Genomic DNA, 15,499 nt, shown 5'->3' on the forward strand with positions numbered 1-15,499 from the left:
GGGGGCCGGGCGCGAACACGTACCCTGTCGTGTGAGATGAGTGCGAAGACTTACCAGGTGCGCACCTACGGGTGCCAGATGAACGTCCACGACTCCGAGCGGCTGGCGGGCCTGCTGGAGGACGCGGGCTATGTCCGGGCGCCCCAGGACGCCGAGGTGGCCGACGTGGTCGTCTTCAACACCTGCGCGGTGCGGGAGAACGCCGACAACAAGCTGTACGGCAACCTCGGCCACCTCGCGCCGAAGAAGGCGGCCCGGCCGGGGATGCAGATCGCGGTCGGCGGCTGCCTGGCGCAGAAGGACCGCGACACCATCGTCAAGAGGGCGCCCTGGGTGGACGTCGTCTTCGGCACCCACAACATCGGCAGCCTGCCGGTGCTGCTGGAGCGCGCCCGCGTCCGGCAGGAGGCGCAGGTCGAGATCGCCGAGTCGCTGGAGACGTTCCCCTCCACGCTGCCGACCCGGCGCGAGAGCGCGTACGCCGCGTGGGTCTCCATCTCCGTCGGCTGCAACAACACCTGCACCTTCTGCATCGTCCCGGCGCTGCGCGGCAAGGAGAAGGACCGCCGTCCCGGCGACATCCTCGCCGAGGTCGAGGCGCTGGTCGCCGAGGGCGTCACCGAGATCACGCTGCTCGGGCAGAACGTCAACGCCTACGGGTCCGACATCGGCGACCGCGAGGCGTTCTCCAAGCTGCTGCGGGCCTGCGGGCGGATCGAGGGCCTGGAGCGGGTCCGCTTCACCTCGCCCCACCCGCGCGACTTCACCGACGACGTCATCGCCGCCATGGCCGAGACGGAGAACGTGATGCCGCAGCTCCACATGCCGTTGCAGTCCGGCTCGGACCGCGTGCTGCGGGCGATGCGCCGCTCCTACCGGCAGGAGCGCTACCTGGGGATCATCGAGAAGGTCCGGGCCGCGATCCCGGACGCGGCGATCTCCACCGACATCATCGTGGGCTTCCCCGGCGAGACCGAGGAGGACTTCGAGCAGACCCTGCACGTGGTGCGCGAGGCCCGTTTCGCGCAGGCGTTCACCTTCCAGTACTCCAAGCGCCCGGGGACCCCGGCCGCCGAGATGGACGGGCAGGTCCCCAAGGCGGTCGTCCAGGAGCGGTACGAGCGCCTGGTCGCGCTCCAGGAGGAGATCTCCTGGGAGGAGAACAAGAAGCAGATCGGGCGGACCCTGGAGGTCATGGTCGCCGAGGGCGAGGGCCGCAAGGACGACGCCACCCGGCGGCTGTCCGGCCGCGCCCCCGACAACCGCCTGGTGCACTTCGCCCGGCCCGACGAGCCGGTCCGCCCCGGTGACATGGTCACCGTCGAGGTCACCTACGCCGCCCCGCACCACCTCCTCGCCGAGGGTCCGGCGCTGGGGGTGCGCCGCACCCGCGCCGGCGACGCCTGGGAGCGGCGCAACGCCGCGCCCGCGCCCGCGTCCAAGGGCGTGATGCTCGGCCTGCCGACCGTCGGCGTCCCCGAGCCGCTGCCCGCCGCCCCGGACGGCTGCCGCACCTGCTGACCCGGTCGGCCCGCCGGTAGGCTGCGCCCATGCTTGTCGCCGCCGCCGTATGTCCCTGTCCGCCGCTGCTGGTGCCCGAGGTCGCCGGGGGCGCCGCGCGGGAGATGGACGACGCCCGGGCCGCCTGCTACGACGTGCTCGCCGTCCTGGCCGCCGCACGTCCCGACCGGCTCCACGTCGTCGGCACCGCCGACCGGTCCGGCCGGGGCGGGCATCCGCAGGGGGCCGTGGGCTCCTTCCGGCCCTTCGGCGTCGACCTGGAGGTCCGCCTCGGCCGCGGCGAGCCCGCCGACCGTCCCCTGCCGCCGTCCCTGGCGGTGGCCGCCTGGCTGCTGGAGCGCACGGACTGGGGCGCGGCGCCCGTCGAGGGCCTGGGCGTGGAGGAGACGCTGTCGAAGGAGCGCTGCGCGGCCACCGGACGGGAACTCGCGAGCGGCGCCGAGCGCGTGGCCCTGCTCGTGATGGGCGACGGCACCAACTGCCGGACGGAGAAGGCGCCGGGCCACCTCGACGAGCGCGCCGCCCCCTTCGACGCGGCCGTGGCCCGGGCCCTGGAGGCCGCCGACACCGAGGCGCTGCTGGCGCTGGACGAGGGACAGGCGCGCGAGTTGGGCGCGTCCGGCCGCGCCTGCTGGCAGGTGCTGGCCGGAGCGGCGGAGGGGGCGGGACTGGAGGGCAGGGTGCTGTACGACCGGGCGCCGTACGGCGTCGGGTACCTGGTGGCGAGCTGGTCGTAGCCGGAGGCCGCGCCGCCCCGGCGGGACGCGCGGCCTCCGGTGCGGGACTCCCGGCGAGCGGGGGGTCAGGCGGCGGGACCGCCGCCCTCGCCTCCGTCGCGGTGCTCGCGGGACGTCCGACCCGGCACGCCCTCGCCGGCTTCCGCCGCCGGGGTCACCGGCGGGCGCTGCCGTCCGCCGTCTCGTCCGTTGTTTCGTCCGCCGGGCCGTCCGGGACGCCCGCGCCCTCCACGGGCCTCTCGGCGGACTGCTGCCGCGGGATCCCGGCGGTCGCCGCGGTCCCGCCGTCGGCTCCGTCTCCGTCCTCCGCCGCGGGCCGGGGCGCCTCCTCCCGACCCTCCCCGGCACGCCCGTCCTCGCCGGTCTCCCGGAACTCCGAGGTCTCCTCGGCGGTTCCCCCGGTGGTCCCCTCGGCCTCCGGCGGCGCCGCGGGCACGTCCTCCTTCGCCGCTTTCGAGCCACGACGGAACCAGGCGAAAAAGCCCATATCTACTCCAGACCCTTACTCGTGCGAGCGAAGTTCCGCGCCCTCCGGAGCGGCTCGGGATGGCACTCGGGGCCACCGGCCCGTGAGTCCGCGGACGGAACCTCGCATCGGGCAACGACTCCGGACGTGTGATGTCACGTCACTCGTTCGGAGGCCCGGTCGAGGGTTTGGGAGACTTGCCCCGTGAGCAGCGCACCCCCCACCCCCCGCGTGATCGCCGTGGTCGGCCCGACCGCGGCCGGAAAGTCCGACCTCGGCGTCGCCCTCGCCCGGCACCTGGGCGGCGAGGTGATCAACGCCGACTCCATGCAGCTCTACCGCGGCATGGACATCGGCACCGCCAAGCTGACGCCGGAGGAGCGCCAGGGCGTTCCGCACCACCTCCTCGACATCTGGGACGTCACGGTCGCCGCCAGCGTCGCCGAGTACCAGCGGCTGGCCCGCGCCGAGATCGACCGCCTGCTGGCCCGGGGGCGCACGCCCGTGCTGGTGGGCGGCTCCGGCCTGTACGTGCGCGGCGCCATCGACGCCCTGGAATTCCCGGGCACCGACCCGGCCGTACGCGCCCGGCTGGAGGCCGAGTTGGCCGAGTCCGGCTCCGGGGCGCTGCACGCCCGGCTCGCCGCCGTCGACCCGGAGGCCGCCCGCGCCATCCTGCCGAGCAACGGCCGCCGGATCGTCCGCGCCCTGGAGGTCATAGAGATCACCGGCCGCCCCTTCACCGCCAACCTCCCCGGCCCCGAGTCCGTCTACGACACCCTCCAGATCGGGGTCGACGTCGCGCGCCCCGAACTGGACGAGCGGATCGCCCGCCGGGTGGACCGGATGTGGGAGGCCGGACTCGTCGACGAGGTGCGCGCCCTGGAGCGTGTCGGGCTGCGCGAGGGGCGCACGGCCTCGCGCGCCCTGGGCTACCAGCAGGTGCTGGCCGCGCTGGCCGGGGAGTGCACCGAGGAGGAGGCGCGCGCCGAGACCGTACGGGCCACCAAGCGCTTCGCGCGGCGCCAGGACTCCTGGTTCCGGCGCGACCCCCGGGTGCACTGGCTCGACGGCTCCGCCGACCGTCGCGAGGACCTCCCGGAGCGTGCCCTGGCCCTCCTCGAACGAGCGGTCACAGCCTGATCACGTCATGGCATCGGGACGCCCCGCCGGCCGTGGACGACCGCGCGGACGTGCCATCATCGCTTTCGAGTGAGCCGCACAGCCGGAGTTGGGAGGGCACGTGGCGATGGAGGCCGGCCCTCGTAGCAGCGACGAACCGGCCGTCGAGCCGCTTCGGACCGACGGCCCCGGAGAGGGCGCCGGAGACGGCGCCGGGAACGACGGTCCGTCGGGCCTGGACGGCCTGGAGGACGTGGGGTCCCTGGAGGACCCGGCCGCGGGCGGCGGCGAGTCCTACGGCGAACTCCGCCCGCCCCGGCGGCTGCGCCTGTGGCAGATCGCCCCGGTCGTGGGCCTGGCCGCGGCCGGCTCGCTGATGTTCGCCTTCCCCCTCGCCTTCGGACTCGGCGACGGGGGAGCGGTGGTCGCCATGCTCGGCCTGCTGCTCAGCTGCTGCGCCGCCGGCTGGGGCATGATGGCCGCCCGCCGCGCCGGCCTCGGCTGGCCCGGCCTGCCGCCGCGCGGCTCGGACGAACGCCCCGACTGGCGCCTGATCGCCCTGTACGTCCTGGTCGCCGTCGTGCTCGTCGTCCTGGCCGTCTGGCGCGTCGCCCGGCTCCGCTAGGGATGGACGGCACAGCGGACACCCGTACGATGACACCGTGAACAGCGCAGAGCCCGTGCGGTTCCTCAAGGGACACGGCACCGAAAACGACTTCGTGATCATCCCGGACCCGGACGGGACGCTGGAGCTGCCCCCGTCGGCCGTGGCCCGGCTGTGCGACCGTCGCGCCGGGATCGGCGGGGACGGCCTGCTGCACGTGGTGCGCTCCGCCGCCCACCCCGAGGCGCGGGCGATGGCCGGCGAGGCCGAGTGGTTCATGGACTACCGCAACGCCGACGGCAGCATCGCCGAGATGTGCGGCAACGGCGTACGGGTCTTCGCGCGCTACCTGGAGCGGGCCGGCCTGGCCGGGGCCGGCGACCTGGCCGTCGCCACCCGGGCGGGCGTGCGCCGGGTGCACCTGGCCAAGAACGGCGACGTCACCGTCCACATGGGCGCCGCGCGGCTGCCCGCCGGGGCCGACCCGTCCGTCACCGTCACCGTCGGCGAGCGCAGCTGGCCCGCCCGCAACGTCAACATGGGCAACCCGCACGCCGTCGCGTTCGTCGACGACCTCGACCACGCGGGCGATCTGCTCACCGCCCCCGCCGTCGCCCCGGCCGACGCGTACCCCGAGGGCACCAACGTGGAGTTCGTCGTCGACCGCGGCCCCCGCCACGTGGCCCTGCGGGTGCACGAGCGCGGCGCCGGCGAGACCCGCTCCTGCGGCACGGGCGCCTGCGCCGTGATGGTCGCCGCGGCCCGCCGCGACGGCCTCGACCCGGCCGCCGACGGCGCCCCGGCGACCTACACCGTCGACGTCCCCGGCGGACGGCTGGTGATCACCGAGCGCGCGGACGGCGGCATCGAGATGACCGGACCCGCCGTGATCCTGGCCGAGGGCACCCTCGACCCCGACTGGTTCGCCGCCTCCCCGGGAGATTGACCGCTCGAACGGGTGATCCCGGCCACTGTGGACGGGAGGCGGCACGCGGCGCATGGCAGGCTCGATAGGATCAAGCCCCCCGACCGCCGTGGGAGGTGCCTTGAGCGCAGTACGGAGCCTTCGCAAGCTCGGTCGTGCGGCCCTCCTGGGGCCATCGTCCCGCCACGCCCTCCCCGATGCCATCGAGCACGTCGCCAAGGTCCACCGCGCCCACCACCCCGGCGCCGACCTCGACATCCTGCGCCGCGCGTACGTGCTGGCGGAGTCCTCGCACCGCGGCCAGACGCGCAAGAGCGGCGAGCCGTACATCACCCACCCGCTCGCCGTCACCCTGATCCTGGCCGAGCTCGGGGCCGAGACCACCACGCTGACCGCCTCGCTGCTCCACGACACCGTCGAGGACACCGACGTCACCCTCGAACAGGTGCGGGCGGAGTTCGGCGAGGAGGTGAGCTACCTGGTCGACGGCGTCACCAAGCTGGAGAAGGTGGACTACGGCGCCGCCGCCGAGCCGGAGACCTTCCGCAAGATGCTCGTGGCCACCGGCAACGACGTCCGCGTGATGTCCATCAAGCTCGCCGACCGGCTCCACAACATGCGCACCCTCGGCGTGATGAGGCCCGAGAAACAGGCCCGGATCGCCCGCGTCACCCGCGACGTGCTGATCCCGCTGGCCGAGCGGCTCGGGGTGCAGGCGCTCAAGACCGAGCTGGAGGACCTGGTCTTCGCCGTCCTCCACCCCGAGGAGTACGCCCGCACCCGGGAGCTGATCCGCGCGCACAACGCGGGCCCCGACCCGCTCGCCGAGATCGCCGAATCGGTGCGGACCGTGCTGCGCGAGGCCGGCATCGCGGCCGAGGTCCTCATCCGGCCGCGGCACTTCCTCTCCGTCCACCGGGCCCGGGCCAAACGCGGCGAACTGGGGCCCTGCGACTTCGGCCGGCTGCTGATCCTGGTCGCCGAGAACGCCGACTGCTACGCGGTCCTGGGCGAGCTGCACACCTGCTTCACCCCGGTGATGTCGGAGTTCAAGGACTTCATCGCGGTCCCCAAGTTCAACCTGTACCAGTCGCTGCACACCGCCTTCGCCGACGCCCGGGGCCGGGTGGCGGAGGTCCTGGTCCGCACCCACCGGATGCACCGCGTCGCCGAGGCCGGGGTGATCGCGCTCGGCGACCCGCACCGGACCTCCGGCACCTCCCACGACGGGACGGCCGCCGCGGACGCCGAGCGCGCCGACCCCACCCGCCCCGGCTGGCTGGAGCGCCTGCTGGAGTGGCAGAGCCACGCCCCCGACCCGGACACCTTCTGGGCCGAGCTCCGCGACGACCTCGCCCAGGACCGCGAGATCACCGTCTTCTGCACCGACCCGGGCGGCACCGGCCACGTCGCCACCCTCCACCTGCCCGCGGGCGCCACCTGCGTGGACGCCGCCTACGCCCGCTACGGCGCGGCCGGACACGCCCTGGTCGGCGCCCGGGTGGACGGGCGGCTGACGCCACTGGGCACCGTGCTGCGCGACGGCGACGCGCTCCACCTGCTGATGGCCCCCGAGGGCACCTCCGGCCCCTCCCCGCAGTGGCTGGAGCACGCCCGCACGCCCACCGCGCGGATCGCCATCCGCACCTGGCTCGACTCCCGCCCCCAGGACGGCGACCGGACGGAACCGGAACCCGGCCACCCGACCGGCGAGGCCGGCACCGCCGCGCCCGCCCGCACGGCCCGCGTCCGGGAGAAACCGGCGGCCGTGGCCGAGCCGCCCGGCGCGCCCGTACGGCTGGCCCGCTGCTGCACGCCCGTGCCGCCCGACGCCGTGGTCGGTTTCGCCGTCCGCGGCGGCGTGGTCACCGCCCACCGGGAGAGCTGCCCCACCGTGGCGCGGATGACCGCGGCCGGACGCGAGACCGTGCCCGTGCGGTGGCAGGCGTCCGACGCGGGCTGCCGGGTGACGCTGCACGCCGAGTCGCTGAGCCGGCCGCACCTGCTCGCCGACCTCACCGAGGCCATCGCCGCGGAGGGCGCGGCCGTGATCTCCGCCGAGGTGGAGCCCCCGCGGGAGCACCGGGTGCGGCACACGTACACCCTCCGGCTCTCCGACGCCGGCGACCTGCCCCGGCTGATGCGCGCCATGCGGGACGTGCCCGGCGTCTACGACGTCGTGCGGGCCACCCGCGACCAGGGCTCCTCGTAGGCGCCCCGCGGACCGGGAGCGCCGCGCAAACCGGATGACGGCGGGGCCGCGCCGTGTCACCATCGTCGTGATCGGACCGCGGTCCGGGCCGGGACCGGTCCCGCCCCGCGGGGAATGTTCCGGGCGCCCCGTGCGTTGTTCCGACACCCTCACTTCTACGACGTAAGGACACAATGACCTCCTCTTCCTCCCTTCCGCAGAACGGCCAGCGCACCACCGAGTCGTACCGCCGAGCCGACGCCCTGATGGAAGAGGACGTCGCCTGGATCCCCGAGATCGACGGCGAGCGCGACGGAGATCAGTACGACCGCCACGACCGCGCGGCCCTGCGCAGGGTCGCGGGCCTGTCCACCGAGCTCCAGGACGTCACCGAGGTCGAGTACCGGCAGCTGCGTCTGGAGCGCGTGGTGCTCGTGGGCGTGTGGACCTCCGGCACGGTGCAGGAGGCCGAGAACTCCCTCGCGGAGCTCGCCGCCCTGGCCGAGACGGCGGGCGCGGTCGTCCTCGACGGCGTGATCCAGCGCCGCGACAAGCCCGACCCGGCCACCTACATCGGCTCCGGCAAGGCCCAGGAGCTGCGCGACATCGTGGTGGAGACGGCGGCCGACACCGTCGTCTGCGACGGTGAGCTCAGCCCCGCACAGCTGATCCACCTGGAGGACGTCGTCAAGGTCAAGGTGGTGGACCGCACCGCCCTGATCCTCGACATCTTCGCCCAGCACGCCAAGTCCCGCGAGGGCAAGGCGCAGGTCTCGCTCGCGCAGATGCAGTACATGCTGCCCAGGCTGCGCGGTTGGGGTCAGTCGCTGTCCCGGCAGATGGGTGGTGGTGGCTCCGGCTCCGCGGGCGGCGGCATGGCCACCCGCGGTCCCGGTGAGACCAAGATCGAGACGGACCGGCGGCGGATTCGCGAGAAGATGGCGAAGATGCGCCGGGAGATCGCGGAGATGAAGACCGGCCGCGAGATCAAGCGTCAGGAGCGGCGCCGCAACAAGGTGCCCTCGGTCGCCATCGCCGGCTACACCAACGCCGGCAAGTCCTCGCTGCTCAACCGGCTCACGGGCGCGGGCGTCCTGGTGGAGAACGCGCTGTTCGCCACCCTCGACCCGACCGTGCGTCGCGCCGAGACCCCCAGCGGGCGGGCGTTCACCCTGGCCGACACCGTCGGCTTCGTACGGCACCTTCCGCACCACCTCGTCGAGGCGTTCCGCTCCACGATGGAGGAGGTCGGCGACGCCGACCTGATCCTCCACGTGGTCGACGGCGCGCACCCGGCGCCGGAGGAGCAGCTGGCCGCCGTGCGCGAGGTGATCCGGGACGTCGGCGCGACGGACGTGCCCGAGATCGTGGTGATCAACAAGGCGGACGTGGCCGACCCGCTGGTCCTCCAGCGACTGCTGCGCGCCGACAAGCACGCCATCGCGGTCTCGGCCCGTACCGGTCAGGGCATCGACGAGCTGTTGGAGCTGATCGACCAGGAGTTGCCGCGCCCGGGCGTGGAGCTGACGGTCCTGGTGCCCTACACCCGGGGCGACCTGGTCTCCCGCGTCCACGCCGACGGCGAGGTGGTCTCCGAGGAGCACACCGAGGGCGGCACGCTCCTGTCGGTCCGCGTCCACGAGGAACTGGCGGCGGAGTTGAGGGCGTACGTCACGGCGGACGCCCGCGCCTAAGCCGTAGCATGGCCCGGACGGCGCGCATCCCGGACCGGGAGCGCGACCCTTCTCACCGCTAGGAGGCGGCACCGTGCTGCGCACCATGTTCAAGTCGAAGATCCACCGGGCCACGGTCACCGAGGCGGATCTCCACTACGTGGGGTCCGTCACGATAGACGCCGACCTGATGGAGGCCGCGGACCTGCTGCCCGGGGAACTGGTCCACATCGTCGACATCACCAACGGCGCTCGCCTGGAGACGTACGTCATCGAGGGCCGGCGCGGCTCCGGGGTGATCGGGATCAACGGCGCCGCCGCGCATCTCGTCCACCCCGGGGACCTGGTGATCCTCATCAGCTACGCGCAGATGGACGACGCCGAGGCCCGTTCCTTCCGGCCCAGGGTCGTGCACGTCGACGCGGACAACCGCATCGTGGACCTGGGCGCCGACCCGTCCGAGCCGGTTCCCGGCAGCGACACCCGGCGCAGCCCGATGGCGATGGTCTGAGGCGGCCCGGGACCGCTCGGACCGGCCCCGCCCCGTCGTGGGGCGGTGCGCACACACGGCGAGGGCCCCGCCGCTCCTCGGGGAGCGGCGGGGCCCTCGGTGTTCCGGTGGCCGGGGCCCCGGCGCCGATCAGCTCCGGCCCGCGAACTTCTCGCTGATCGCCTCGTAGACGGCCTCGGCGCTCGGGCCGAGGTACGGACCGGCCAGCCAGGAGGCCGGTCGCGAACCGATCGAGGTGACGGAGACGATCTCGGGCTCGCCGTCCGGGCCCTCGGCCAGCCAACTGCCGCCGGAGGAACCGCCGGTCATGGTGCAGCCGATGCGATACATCGTGGGCGCCGACGGGTCGATGGTCAGCCGGGTCGGCCGGTCGGTGCAGGTGTACATCAGCACGCCGTCGTACGGCGGGGCCGCCGGGTAGCCGTAGTTGCTCACGCCGGAGATCCGGGCCATCTCCGGCGCGTCGAAGTTGATCGGCAGGGCGGCGCCGACGGTCTCCTCCAGGGACTTGCCGGTCTTCTGCTCCGGCTGGACGTGGAGCACGGCGAAGTCCTCCTGCGCGCCGCCGCCGCCCGACTCGGTGCCCTGCGAGATCCAGTAGTCGGTGGTCTGGGCCCAGGTGGCCCAGTACACGCCGTACGGCGCGACGTCCTGGTACGGCGCGCTGTCGACGTTCGCCGAGGAGTGGCCCTTGTCGTTGTAGGCGGGCACGAACGCGATGTTGCGGAACCAGCCGCCCTCCTTGCCGGCGTGGACGCAGTGGCCGGCGGTGGCGACGAGGTTGGACTTGCCGGGGTTGCGCGGGTCCTCGACCACGGTGCCGGAGCAGACCATGGCGCCCTGGGGGGTGTCCATGAACACCTTGCCCACCGGCGCGGCGTTCCGGTGGTACGGCGTCTTCACCGGCTCGGCCTCCACCGGGGCCGGCTCGGGGTCGGTGGCGCCCTGGTCGGCACCGGCGTTGGTGGAGACCGTCTTGGTGTTGTCCTCGGCCTCCTTCATCCGGTCCGGCTTCCACAGCCCCTCGATGACGGGGTTGACGAAGTCCTTGGCCTCACGCAGCCACCGTTCCTCGTCCCAGTTCCGCCACTCCCCGTCCTTCCACTTGTCGAGGTCGAAGTCCTTCAGGGCGTCGGGGAGTTCCTCGGGCAGACCGAGGTCGTCGACGTCGGCGTTGTCGCCGTCCTGCGCGGAGGCGCCGGGCCTGGCCTTCGCGTCGGTCTCGCCGTCCGTCGGGCCGCACGCGGTGGCGGCGACGGCCAGGACGGCGATCATCGCCACGGCGGTCGGCGCCGAGCGTCGCCTGCGTATCGATGACATGAGCTGTGCATCCCCCAGTGGTGTCGACTGCGGCTTCGGCCGCCGCCGTCCCCGCTCCCGGCGGGGGCGGAGACGGCGGTCGGACCTGTGGAACTCCTGCGTGGACGGCCGGTGTCAGCCGGCGTACTTCTCGCTGACGGCCTCGTGGACGGCCTCGGCCTCCTCACCCAGCCGCGGACCGGCCAGCCAGGTGTGGTCGAGCGTGCCGATGGAGGTCACCGAGACCAGCACGGGCCTGCCGGAGGACCCCTCGGCGAACCAGCCGCCGCCGGAGGAACCGCCGGTCATGGTGCAGCCGATGCGGTACATCGTGGACTCCGACGGGCTCAGGGTCAGTCGGCCGGGCCGGTCGGTGCAGGTGTGCATGGTGAGTCCGTCGAAGGGCGGCGCGGCCGGGTAGCCGTGGGCCCGCACGGAGGAGAGCGCGGAGACCGAGGGGGTGTCGAAGTTGATCGGCAGGGCGGTGCCGACGGTCTCCTCCAGGGACTTGCCGGTCTCGTCCTCGGCCTCCACGTGCAGCACGGCGAAGTCCTGCGAGGCGCCGGACCCGCCGGTCCGGGCGCCCTCCGCGATCCAGTGGTCGGTGGTGGCCGCCCAGGTGGCCCAGTACACGCCGTGCGGGGCGACCTCCTCCGGAGCGGCCTTCTCCAACTCGCCCGCCTCCAGCGCCTTGTCGTTGTAGGCGGGCACGAAGACGATGTTGCGGAACCAGCCGCCCTCCTTGCCGGCGTGGACGCAGTGGCCGGCGGTGGCGACGAGGTTGGACTTGCCGGGGTTGCGCGGGTCCTCGACCACGGTGCCGGAGCAGACCATGGCGCCCTGGGGGGTGTCCATGAACACCTTGCCCACCGCCGGGGCGTTCTCCTGGTACGGGGTCTTGACCGGCAGGGCCTTCCGCGGGGCCGGCTCGGGGTCGGTGACGCCCTCGTCCGACTCGCCGCCCTCACCGCCGTCGATGTCGGCGTCGTCGACCCGGCGGTCGTTCTCCCGGGCGTCCTTCATCCGGTCCGGGTCCCACAGCCCCTCGATGACGGGGTTGACGAAGTCCTTGGCCTCGCGCAGCCAGTCCTCCCGGTCCCAGTCCTTCCACTCCCCGTTCTTCCACTTCTCGGGGTCGAAGTCCTTCAGGGCGTCGGGCAGTCGGTCCGGCAGGCGGATGTCGCCGAGACCGCCGTCGGCGGTGCCGTCCTCCTGCGCGGAGGCGTCGGGCCTGGCGTTCGCGTCGGTCTCGCCGTCCGTCGGGCCGCACGCGCTCGCGGTGACGGCCAGGGCCGCGATCATCGCCGCGGCGGCCAGCGCGGACCGCCCTCTGCTCACAGATGACATGGACGGAAATCCCCCTGAAACGGAACGTTCTGCGTCTTGGTTTGTCATGGCCCCTTGAAAGAGACGGCCCCCACTATGCCGGTGATGGTGGGGACGGCACGCGGCGGGTTCCCGGTTCCGCGCCGCCTCCGGGCGAAGGATCTTGCCCGCGACCGTGATCGGACAGCGGCGGCGTCGTTGGTACGGGCGGAGACACGGCGTGCTCCGCCGCGCCTCGGGAACCGGACGACCACGCACCGGTGCGGTGCCCTCACCCCCAGGGAGACTTCCGTGAACGCATGTCCCGGTCCGGACGGGAGGACGACACGGGAACGGCCCCCCGTCCCACGGCAGCCGCGCCGCGGGGAGACGGACGCGGAGGACGGCGTCGCCGCGCCGGGCGGCACACCGCCGTACGCCGCCGGACAGGGCTGCGACGATCCGCTGGAGCACCCCGACCCGGTGTCCGCCGCGGACGCCGCGGCCTGCGAGAACCTGCTGCGCTGCTGGGTGCGCGAGAACGGCCTGACCCCGCCCGAGGGACCGGAGGCCCCCGACGCCCCCGGCGGCGGAGGCGTCCTCCGCGTCCCCCTCGCCTCCTGCGGCCTGGTGCTGGAGGTGCCCGTCCGCCACTGGTCCGCCACCGGCTGGCACCGCTTCGGACGGCCCGTCCCGGCGGGTGCCGAGCCGAGCCCCGGTGCCTCCTCCGCCGCACCCGTCGACGCCGTGACGCTCGCCGCGCTGCTGGCGCGGGAGGCGGCGCACCGCGGTGCCGTGGTCCCGGGAACCGCCGCGGGCGAGAGCGCCGCGCTGGTCGGCCGGGTCGCCGACTCGGTCCGGCGCACCGCCGCCTTCCTCGCCGACCGCCGGGCCCGGCCCGAACCCCCGCCCGCCGTCGACCGGTTCCTGGACGGCGAGCAGTCCCTGGTCCTCGGCCACCCCCTGCACCCCACGCCCAAGAGCCGCGAGGGGCTCTCCGACGCCGAGGCGCGCGCCTACTCCCCGGAACTGCGCGGCGCCTTTCCCCTGCACTGGATGGCCGTCGACCGCTCCCTCCTGGCCGCCGACTCCGCCTGGACCGTACGCGGCCGGACGGTGTCCGCGCGGCGGCTCGTCACCGAACTGGCCGGACCGGGCCTGCGCCTGCCCGAGGGGACCGTCCCGCTGCCGCTGCACCCCTGGCAGGCCCGCGAGGTGCGGCACCGGCCCGCCGTCGCCGCGCTGCTGGAGGCCGGACTGCTGCACGACCTCGGCCCGCACGGCGACCCGTGGCACCCGACCTCCTCCGTGCGCACCGTCCACCGGCCCGGCGTACCCGCCATGCTCAAGCTGTCCTTGGCCCTGCGGATCACCAACTCCCGCCGCGAGAACCTCCGCAAGGAACTGCACCGGGGCGTCGAGGTGCACCGGCTGCTCCGCACCGGCCTGACCGAGCGCTGGCGCGCCGCCTTCCCCGGCCGTCCCGGGTTCGACATCGTGCGCGATCCCGCCTGGATCGCCGTCGACGACGCCGACGGGAACCCCGTCACCGGGCTGGAGACCGTCATCCGGCACAACCCGTTCGGACCGGCCGACGACGCGGTGTGCCTGGCCGGCCTCACCTCGCCCCGGCCCTGGCCGGGCGCTCCCGACGGCGCGCTGCGCTCCCGCCTGGCCGACCTCGTCGTCCGTCTCGCGGCCCGCACCGGGCGGGCGCCGGCCGCCGTCGCCACGGAGTGGTTCCTGCGCTACCTCCACACCGTCGTGCGCCCCGTGCTGTGGCTGGACGCCGAGGCGGGCATCGCCCTGGAGGCCCACCAGCAGAACACCGTGGTCCTGCTCGACGGCGCCGGCTGGCCGGCGGGCGGGCGCTACCGCGACAACCAGGGCTACTACTTCCGCTCCTCCCGGCGGGAGGAGCTCCAGCGGCGGCTCCCGGGCGTCGGGGACGCCGGCGACGCCTTCGTCGCCGACGAGGTCGTCGACGAGCGCTTCGCCTACTACCTGGGCATCAACAACGTGCTGGGGCTGATCGGCGCGTTCGGTTCCCAGCGCCTGGTCGACGAGCGGCTGCTGCTCGCGGCGCTGCGCCACTTCCTCACCGAGGCCGACCGCCCCGCGGACGGCGGTCGGCGGTCGCCGCTGCCGGCCCTGCTGCTGGAGGCCCCGACCCTGCGCTGCAAGGCCAACCTCCTCACCCGGCTGCACGGACTGGACGAGCTGGTCGGGCCGGTGGACTCCCAGTCCGTCTACGTCACCGTCGCCAACCCCCTGGTGAAACCCTGACCAGCACAGGAGCCCTCATGCCCACCGGTGGCCCGTCGGCGGAGTCCGCCATGTCCGCCGCACCCCTCACGCGCGTCACTCCCGCCGCGTCCAGCGCGTTCCGCGCCTCCGCCCCGTCCGCCACGCCCGGCCCCCTCGCCACCTCCGGCACGGACGACACCCTCGACCTCCACCTGCCCGCGGGGCCCACCGCACCGCTGTACGACGCCACGCCGGCCTCCCCGGCACGGACGGACCTGCTGGGCGCCGTCGCCGACTGGGGGCCGGTCGCCACGGTCGCGGGCGTCTTCCGGCTCGTCCCGGTCCGCATCGACCGCGACCTGCGGCTGATCACCGCCTGGATGAACGACCCCGCCGTGGCGGCCTTCTGGGGGCTGTCCGGCCCCAGCGAGGTCACCGCCGCCCACCTGCGCGCCCAACTCGACGGGGACGGCCGCAGCGTGCCCTGCCTGGGGACGCTCTCCGGCGTGCCCATGAGCTACTGGGAGGTCTACCGAGCCGACCTCGACCCGCTCGCCCGCCACTATCCGGCTCGTCCGCACGACACCGGCCTCCACGTGCTGATCGGGGGCGTGACGGACCGCGGGCACGGCATCGGCACCGCGCTGCTGCGCGCCGTGTCGGACCTCGTCCTGGACAACAGGCCGAGGTGCGATCGCGTCATCGCCGAGCCCGACGTGGGCAACGTCCCCTCCGTCGCCGCCTTCCTCGGCGCGGGCTTCCGGCTGGCCGCCGAGGTCGAACTCCCCGACAAGCGCGCCGCCCTGATGGTCCGCGACCGGAGCCTGCGCGATGTGCTGTGAGAGTCCGGTGGGACCGCGGCCCGCCTCCACGGGGACGGCGGGCCGCATCGGGACGC

Annotated in this window: 13 protein-coding genes; 10 read left to right on the forward strand and 3 right to left on the reverse strand. The window is 74.3% G+C overall.

What is annotated here, in order from left to right:
* The first annotated feature begins 36 nt into the window (after window positions 1–36).
* Both miaB and ABD335_RS17200 read left to right on the forward strand, forming a co-directional pair.
* Window positions 37–1,521 carry a tRNA (N6-isopentenyl adenosine(37)-C2)-methylthiotransferase MiaB gene (gene miaB, locus ABD335_RS17195; protein WP_344323818.1) on the forward strand — a complete coding sequence of 495 codons (1,485 nt, stop codon included), beginning with the start codon at window positions 37–39 and terminating at the stop codon, window positions 1,519–1,521.
* 29 nt (window positions 1,522–1,550) lie between these two features.
* The gene (locus ABD335_RS17200; protein WP_344323820.1) at window positions 1,551–2,258 is read left to right on the forward strand and encodes a class III extradiol dioxygenase subunit B-like domain-containing protein; all 708 of its coding nucleotides are present in this window, start codon (window positions 1,551–1,553) and stop codon (window positions 2,256–2,258) included.
* 154 nt (window positions 2,259–2,412) lie between these two features.
* Here ABD335_RS17200 and ABD335_RS17205 read toward each other — a convergent pair whose 3' ends face one another.
* On the reverse strand, window positions 2,413–2,694 hold the full coding sequence (locus ABD335_RS17205) for a hypothetical protein (protein ID WP_344323822.1): 282 nt from the start codon (window positions 2,692–2,694) through the stop codon (window positions 2,413–2,415).
* Window positions 2,695–2,928: 234 nt separating this feature from the next.
* On the opposite strand from ABD335_RS17205, the gene miaA reads away from it, so the two are divergent.
* The 6 genes from miaA to panD all read left to right on the forward strand — a co-directional run bounded on the left by miaA (window position 2,929) and on the right by panD (window position 9,750).
* Window positions 2,929–3,867 carry a tRNA (adenosine(37)-N6)-dimethylallyltransferase MiaA gene (gene miaA / locus ABD335_RS17210; protein WP_344323824.1) on the forward strand — a complete coding sequence of 313 codons (939 nt, stop codon included), beginning with the start codon at window positions 2,929–2,931 and terminating at the stop codon, window positions 3,865–3,867.
* Between the two features lie 106 nt (window positions 3,868–3,973).
* A complete protein-coding gene (locus tag ABD335_RS17215) occupies window positions 3,974–4,471 on the forward strand; it encodes a hypothetical protein (protein ID WP_344324699.1) in 498 nt (165 codons plus the stop codon).
* Window positions 4,472–4,508: 37 nt separating this feature from the next.
* Window positions 4,509–5,396, forward strand: coding sequence for a diaminopimelate epimerase (gene dapF, locus ABD335_RS17220; protein ID WP_344323826.1), 888 nt, complete (start codon window positions 4,509–4,511; stop codon window positions 5,394–5,396).
* Window positions 5,397–5,496: 100 nt separating this feature from the next.
* A complete protein-coding gene (locus ABD335_RS17225; protein WP_425583659.1) occupies window positions 5,497–7,587 on the forward strand; it encodes a RelA/SpoT family protein in 2,091 nt (696 codons plus the stop codon).
* A gap of 173 nt (window positions 7,588–7,760) precedes the next feature.
* Window positions 7,761–9,260: a GTPase HflX gene (gene hflX / locus ABD335_RS17230; protein WP_344323830.1), complete on the forward strand. Its 1,500-nt coding sequence runs from the start codon at window positions 7,761–7,763 to the stop codon at window positions 9,258–9,260.
* 73 nt (window positions 9,261–9,333) lie between these two features.
* Window positions 9,334–9,750 (forward strand): aspartate 1-decarboxylase, encoded by a 417-nt coding sequence (gene panD / locus ABD335_RS17235; protein WP_344323832.1) that lies wholly within the window; start codon window positions 9,334–9,336, stop codon window positions 9,748–9,750.
* A gap of 129 nt (window positions 9,751–9,879) precedes the next feature.
* Here the strand turns inward: panD and ABD335_RS17240 are convergent, their stop codons facing one another.
* Together ABD335_RS17240 and ABD335_RS17245 are read right to left on the reverse strand one after the other, a co-directional pair.
* On the reverse strand, window positions 9,880–11,070 hold the full coding sequence (locus ABD335_RS17240; protein WP_344323834.1) for a trypsin-like serine peptidase: 1,191 nt from the start codon (window positions 11,068–11,070) through the stop codon (window positions 9,880–9,882).
* A 114-nt stretch (window positions 11,071–11,184) separates the two neighbouring features.
* The gene (locus ABD335_RS17245; RefSeq protein ID WP_344323836.1) at window positions 11,185–12,396 is read right to left on the reverse strand and encodes a trypsin-like serine peptidase; all 1,212 of its coding nucleotides are present in this window, start codon (window positions 12,394–12,396) and stop codon (window positions 11,185–11,187) included.
* Between the two features lie 270 nt (window positions 12,397–12,666).
* Between ABD335_RS17245 and ABD335_RS17250 the strand changes: the two genes are divergently transcribed.
* Both ABD335_RS17250 and ABD335_RS17255 read left to right on the forward strand, forming a co-directional pair.
* Window positions 12,667–14,640 carry an IucA/IucC family protein gene (locus tag ABD335_RS17250; RefSeq protein ID WP_344323838.1) on the forward strand — a complete coding sequence of 658 codons (1,974 nt, stop codon included), beginning with the start codon at window positions 12,667–12,669 and terminating at the stop codon, window positions 14,638–14,640.
* A gap of 50 nt (window positions 14,641–14,690) precedes the next feature.
* Window positions 14,691–15,443 carry a GNAT family N-acetyltransferase gene (locus tag ABD335_RS17255; protein WP_344323840.1) on the forward strand — a complete coding sequence of 251 codons (753 nt, stop codon included), beginning with the start codon at window positions 14,691–14,693 and terminating at the stop codon, window positions 15,441–15,443.
* Window positions 15,444–15,499: the final 56 nt, after the last annotated feature.

Origin of the sequence: Streptomyces macrosporus, assembly GCF_039533145.1 — a bacterium.
Classification (GTDB): Bacteria; Actinomycetota; Actinomycetes; order Streptomycetales; family Streptomycetaceae; genus Streptomyces; species Streptomyces macrosporus.